This is a genomic window from Rhodococcus sp. NPDC003383 (genome assembly GCF_053589115.1).
The window spans coordinates 1-6,228 of sequence record NZ_JBSFRG010000060.1; the positions used below are offsets into that span (position 1 = coordinate 1).

Here is a 6,228-nt window from a genome sequence, read left to right on the forward strand (position 1 = left end):
GAGCGATGAAAGCCATGTCCGACGTCCCTGGGTGGTTCGAAGCCTACGGCCGTCGCCCAGTTCGAACCCCCTGAAAGAAAGGTAAGGATCGATGAGGAGCACTCCCGCAGCGACGGCAAGCACCCACTTCGACGTATTGATCATCGGAGCCGGAATCTCGGGTATCGGCGCTGCCTGCCATCTGAAGATGCGTCGCCCGGATACTTCGTTCGCGATTCTGGAAGGCCGCGACACGATCGGGGGAACCTGGAGCCTGTTCCGGTACCCGGGCATCCGCTCCGATTCGGACATGCCCAGTTTCGGTTTCGGCTTCAAGCCCTGGACGCATCGCAAGTCGATCGCCGACGGCCACATCATCATGGACTACCTGCAGGAGGCGGTCGCCGAAAACGGTGTGGCGGAACACATCCGATTCGGCTACCGGGTACTCGAGGCGGAGTTCTCCTCCACGGAGGGACTGTGGACGGTGACGGCACGGCATTCCGGCACCGGAGCACTGACCGAATTCACCGCGCGGTTCCTGTTCTCGGGAACCGGATACTACGACAACGAATCCGGGTTCACCCCCGAGTTCGCCGGAGTCGAGGACTTCGCCGGGACACTGGTCCATCCGCAGCACTGGCCCGAGGACCTGGACTACGCGGGCAAGCGCGTGGTCGTGATCGGAAGCGGCGCAACGGCTGTGACCTTGATTCCCTCGATGGCGGCCGAAGCGGGCCACATCACCATGCTGCAACGATCACCGAGCTATGTGCTCTCGCTTCCCGCCGAGGACGCGATCGCGAACACGTTGAACACGGTGCTCGGCCCCGAGCGTGCGTATCGAATCGTCCGGCGCAAGAACATCATGCTCAACCGTGGGATCTACAAGGCATGCATGCGCGCCCCGAAGCTGATGCGCAAGCTGTTGATCGCCAACGTGCGTCGACAGTTGCCCCGGCACTTCGATGTCGACACCCACTTCACCCCGCGGTACAACCCGTGGGAGCAGCGGTTGTGCATGGTTCCCAACGGTGATCTGTTCAAGGCGATTTCGTCGGGGCAGGCATCGGTGGTCACCGACCGGATCGAACGATTCACCGAGACCGGAATCCGGCTGGAATCGGGCCGGGAACTGGCCGCCGACATCATCGTCACGGCAACCGGGCTGACCATGTCGCCCTTGGGCAAGATCGCGCTCGCCGTCGACGGAAAGCCGGTGCATCTGCCGGACACCACCGTTTACAAGGCCATGATGCTCTCCGGGGTGCCCAACTTCGCGTTCGCCATGGGGTACACGAACATCGCCTGGACGCTCAAGGTCGATCTGGTCTGCGAGCACTTCTGCCGACTGCTCGACCACATGGATGCACAGGGACACACCGTCGTCGAACCCGTACTCGACGATCCCGACATGGAGCGGGTCCCCCTTCTCGACCTGAGTTCGGGCTACATCCAGCGGGGAGTCGCCGCGTTCCCGCGGGCAGGTACCCGTGGCCCGTGGACGGCGGAGATGGCCTACGAATCAGATGTCGAACGGCTTCGCGTGGGCCCGGTCGAGGATCCCGCGTTGAGATTCACCTCCACTCGCTCGAGCGTGCTCGCAGGGTAGGGAGAAGGACGATGAGACACGAGCTGACTTTCACGAGCCACGGAATCACCTGTGCCGCCTGGCACCTACCGGCGAGCACCGGCGTTCTTGCCGGTGAGGCGGGCCGGCCCTGCATCGTCCTGGGGCACGGCTTCGGCGGCACCCGCGACACCGGTCTGCTCGCCTTCGCCGAGGCTTTCGCAGCCGCCGGTATCGACGCTTTCGTGTTCGACTACCGCGGTTTCGGCGACTCCGCCGGGGAACCTCGTCAGGATGTCGCGTTCCGCCGGCAGCGGCAGGACTACCACGCGGCCGTCGACACGGCCCGCCACCTGCCCGGGGTCGATCCCGGCCGAATCGTGTTGTGGGGCACGTCCTACTCGGGCGGACACGTCGTCGCGGTCGCCGCCCAGGACCAGCGCGTCGCGGCGGTGGTGTCCATGAATCCGGCCACCGACGGGCTCGCCGCCCTCGTACAGATCGCGCGCTACGCCGGGGTGAGCCAACTCGTCCGCGCCACAGGGCACGGATTGCGCGATGTGGCGCGCGCTCTAACCGGCCGGTCGCCCTATCACGCGCCCGTCGTCGCGCAGCCCGGGTCGACAGCGATCATCAGCACGCCGGGCGCCGAGGAGGCCTATCTTTCGATGGCCGGGCCCACTTGGCGCAACGAGGTCTGCGCACGCACGGGCCTGGAAGTCGGGCTGAACCGTCCGACCACCTACGCCTCCCGGCTGACGTGCCCGCTGCTGGTGCAGGTCGGCACCGACGATCGTGTCGCCCCGCCCGACGCCGCGCGCCGCACCGCACGCAAGGCCGGCAGGTGGGCGCAGCTGCGTGAGTACCCCGTCGATCACTTCGACTTCTACCGGGGCGAATGGCACCGGCGGGTGCTTGCCGATCAACTCGACTTCCTCGCCCGCGTACTCCGGCCCGAGAGGATCGCTGTCGCTCTATGACAGCTTTCGCCGGCCTGCCGGCGTCGAACCGTACCGGTTGCGGCCGCTGCGATGCGAGGTGCGACGAGGACTGTGCTCGCGGTGGGGGACGAACTCCGACGTCAACATGGCGTACGCCGCGGGTACGACGTACCGGGGTTCGAACAGGACGTAGCGACGACCTGCGGCGGCATGGAACTTGTGCAGGTATCGGTACAGCGATTCGAGAGCGATCACCGAGTTGCCCAGCCGCAGCGCGGTCCGCAGCGTCCGCTGTCGCACGCCGGTTCCGGCGTCGGCGAACAATCGGGGAAACGGGGCGAAGGCCAACGACACCGACGTTCCACCCCGGCGGCGGACATGCTCGACGACATCGACGATCATGCGTTCGTCGGTGCCGTTGGGAGCCCGGGTGCTGCGCCACGGGACGTCCAGGCTCCACTCGTTTCCGTGGTGCGCGGTGCCGTATCGCTGGAACCCGACCGGGCGACCGTGCCGGTCACGCGCAACGACGATCATCATCCCCGGAAGCACACCGTCGAGCAGGTGGTCGAGAATCATCGAGAATCCCCGACGCTGATGTCCGCCGCGGGTCTCGGCGACGATCGCGAGCAACTGCCGGCGCAGTGCCGCGGAAACGTCTCGCTCGGAGAGGATCTCGGTACTCAACCCGGCGTTCCGGCTCCTCTGCACCGCCTGCCGCAGATTCCGGAATCGCCGTCCGTCGAGCGAGAATCGGGACACGTCCACGACGACATCGCACCCGATGTCCACCGCGCGTAGCGGCGAGCGTCCGTCCCGGTTCTGCCACAACCGTGCCGTGTGCTCGCTCGCCGCGAGAACCGCCACCCGCCAGCCTCGAGCCTCGGCGAAGGTGGTGAATCGCGTCGGCAGGTTGCCGAATGCCCGCGCATCACCGACCGGATCCCCGGAAACCACGGCGACGCCCGCGCGGGTTCGATAGGCGATCGCTGCGGTTCCGGAGGGGTCGAAGAAGTAGGACTTGGCGGAGTTCAGTGCGAACGGTGCCAGCGGATCACCCGCGGTCCGTTGTACGAGAGCCTCGATGCGGGGGTGTTCCTCGGGTTGCGGGACGCTGGGGACCGGCCACACGAGCACCCACCCGGACACCACGACCAGGACGAACCCCAGGTGAGGACGCCCCTCGGCACAGCCGAGATCTGCCAGGAGCAGACACACGATCGCGGCGGTCACGTGCGTCGGAGTCAGCGGGCGGTGCAGAGTCGTCCCACGTGCGGTGAGTCCCACCGCGATGACCACGGCGACCACCCATCCGGTGCCGGTCTCCGCTCGGGATGCCGAGACGCCGAACGCGACGATCCCGAGCAGATAGACGCCCAGCCCGGTGTGCTGGGCTGTCCTCTCCGCCCACGAGGCGGTCGGTTGCAGCGTCGTCACGAGTACTGCCTCGAAGTCCGGCTTCGGTGAAACGGGAACCGCTCGATGATCTCCACGGTAGCCGTCCGCGCCGCGACCCATCGGGGAGTCTGCGACCTGCCCCTCTCAACCCGCCTCGGAACGTAACGGTCGGTCTGTACTCTCGATTGTCAGTACGCAGGGGTGCCGGCTCGACGAAAGACGAGGACTTCTCATGCTCACTCGAACCCTGGCTGTTGCTGCGATGGTCGTCGGCAGTGCTCTGATGGCGGCGACGGGTGCGTCGGCTGCCCCGGATGACGACCCGTACGGCTTCAACGCAGTTCGCGATCGGACCGACTACTTCGTCGCACCCCTCGACCCCGGTGCACTGTTCGGTGAGAACAGCTACAAGCCGATCATCCTGAGCCCCTACGGCGCTACGCGGAAGATCGAGTGCCGCGGCGACGGGCACTACGTCCAGATCCACGAGTGCGTTCAGTACGACACGAACTATGTCGCGCACGAACTTCGGTTGATTCCCAACCCGATCCGTCCGATCTACGTGTACTTCTGACCGGTGCTTCACCGGTGTGCCTTTGTGGCGGTCCTGACCGCCACAAAGGCACACCGGCGGCGGAGCCGCACCTCAGCCGACGTAGCCGAGTTCCTTCAGCAGGGCCAGGCCCTGATCGGCCGTCTTGGTGGAGAACTGCATGAGCAGCCCGCGCGACTTGTCGACCACCTCGAATATCACGGTGGAACTGTTCGGGATGTAGCCGACGATGCGGTTCCCGTCCGGCGACTCGATCGTGGTGTACGTGCCGGTCTTGTTGTCCCGCAACTCGATCAGGTGCGAACGCGCGTACCGGTCGTCCCGCCACGCGGTGACACCGAGATACTCGTTGGCCTTCATGCCGATCGTCTTGCCGAGGTTCGAGTTCACGTTGATCAGGCAACGCACCTGCAGTGCCGAGCTGTCGGGTGCGAAGCCGGACTTCTCACACGCCGTCGACGACGTGATCAGTTTCGCCGGCAGCAGAGTGGTCACGTCGTCGGTGGATTCACTGATGAACGTCGAATCCGCAGTGGCGGCCGGAGCGGAGCCGTTCAGAGGTTCGGTGCTGTTGATCGCCACGGCGGCACCGGACTGCGGCGCGGCCGCGGACGCGGAGCCCGTGTCCGGGCGGGTGACGAAGAAGAACGCACCGGCAGCGACGAGTACCGCGGCGACCGCCACACCCGCGATCGCCAGCGGCGTTTGCGACTTCCGCGGCGCGGCGGCGGCAGCGGACGGCTGAGCGAAGGAAGCGCCGGGAATTCCGGGCGACGTCCGCGCGGGACCACCCGGTCGGGCCGGGCCACGCTCGATCACCTCGGTGTCGCGCAACGGAATCGGGTCGGTGGCGCGTCCGCCGGCGACGAACCCGGCCGCGCCCTTGGCGACGACGGTTTTCGGGTCGTCGAGGGTGGCGATCGGGCCGAGCTCGGCCAGGCGCCGGTGCACATACGGGATCCGCGAGGAGCCGCCGGTCAGATACAGCGCCTGCAACCGGCCGCGGTCGATGCCGGCCTCGCGCAGCACCGTCGCGGCCAGCTGCACCCCGCGGGTGATCTGCGGTTCGATCAGCTGCTCGAACTCCTCCCGGGTCAGGGTCAGGGTCAGGTCGGCGCCGTGGCCGGTCACCCGGATCGTCGCCGACGGGGCGTCGGAGAGCAGTTCCTTGGCGCGGCGGATCTGATCGTCGAGGGTGCGGCGGGTATCGAGCCCGGCGGGGCTGCGCAGCCACGCCACCAGCTGCGGGTTCTCGTCGGCCAGGTGCTGCTCGACCCAGCGCGAGACGGTGGCGTCGAGGTTCTTGCCGCCGAGGGCGTTGTCGCCGCCGGCGCGCAGCACCTCGAAGGTCCACTCGTCGGTGGCGGTGAGCACCGCCACGTCGCAGGTGCCGCCGCCGAAGTCGAACACCGCGATGGTCGAGCCCTTGACGATCTTGGCGTCGTGCTGGCGCGAGTAGTAGAACGCCGCGGCGCGGGGTTCGGAGATCAGCGACACGCGCCCGCCCAGGCCGGCGGAGGTGGCGGCCTCGCGCAGCACCGTCAGTTCCCGGCCGGACCAGGCCTCGGGGTGGGTGAGCACCACCTCGGACGGGGGCTGGTTGTTGTGGGCGGCCAGGGCGCGGGTGTGCACGGTGCGCAGCACCGCGGCGATGGTCGCCGCGACCGGCAGGTGGTGGCCGCGTACCGGCACCGACCGGTCGGACACGTGGGCCTTGGGGGCGGCGACGAAGCCGGCGGGGTCGACGGTGGCCTGGTTGACGGCGACCTCGCCGGTGGCGATGCCGC

General features: G+C 67.6%; 5 protein-coding genes. 3 read left to right on the top strand and 2 right to left on the bottom strand.

What is annotated here, in order from left to right; genetic code table 11:
* Positions 1-91 precede the first annotated feature (91 nt).
* Together ACWDTS_RS27990 and ACWDTS_RS27995 are read left to right on the top strand one after the other, a co-directional pair.
* On the top strand, positions 92-1,591 hold the full coding sequence (locus ACWDTS_RS27990; RefSeq protein ID WP_450111756.1) for a flavin-containing monooxygenase: 1,500 nt from the start codon (positions 92-94) through the stop codon (positions 1,589-1,591).
* A gap of 11 nt (positions 1,592-1,602) precedes the next feature.
* Positions 1,603-2,529: an alpha/beta hydrolase gene (locus ACWDTS_RS27995; protein ID WP_450111757.1), complete on the top strand. Its 927-nt coding sequence runs from the start codon at positions 1,603-1,605 to the stop codon at positions 2,527-2,529.
* Here the strand turns inward: ACWDTS_RS27995 and ACWDTS_RS28000 are convergent.
* A complete protein-coding gene (locus tag ACWDTS_RS28000; RefSeq protein WP_450111758.1) occupies positions 2,524-3,927 on the bottom strand; it encodes a bifunctional lysylphosphatidylglycerol flippase/synthetase MprF in 1,404 nt (467 codons plus the stop codon). The two genes, ACWDTS_RS27995 and ACWDTS_RS28000, sit on opposite strands and share 6 nt — an antisense overlap.
* Positions 3,928-4,120: 193 nt before the next feature.
* Between ACWDTS_RS28000 and ACWDTS_RS28005 the strand changes: the two genes are divergently transcribed.
* Complete coding sequence (locus ACWDTS_RS28005) at positions 4,121-4,462, top strand: hypothetical protein (RefSeq protein WP_450111759.1); 342 nt, start codon at positions 4,121-4,123, stop codon at positions 4,460-4,462.
* A gap of 72 nt (positions 4,463-4,534) precedes the next feature.
* Here the strand turns inward: ACWDTS_RS28005 and ACWDTS_RS28010 are convergent.
* The coding region (locus tag ACWDTS_RS28010) for an Hsp70 family protein (RefSeq protein WP_450119452.1) at positions 4,535-6,228 on the bottom strand (1,694 nt) is incomplete at its 5' end.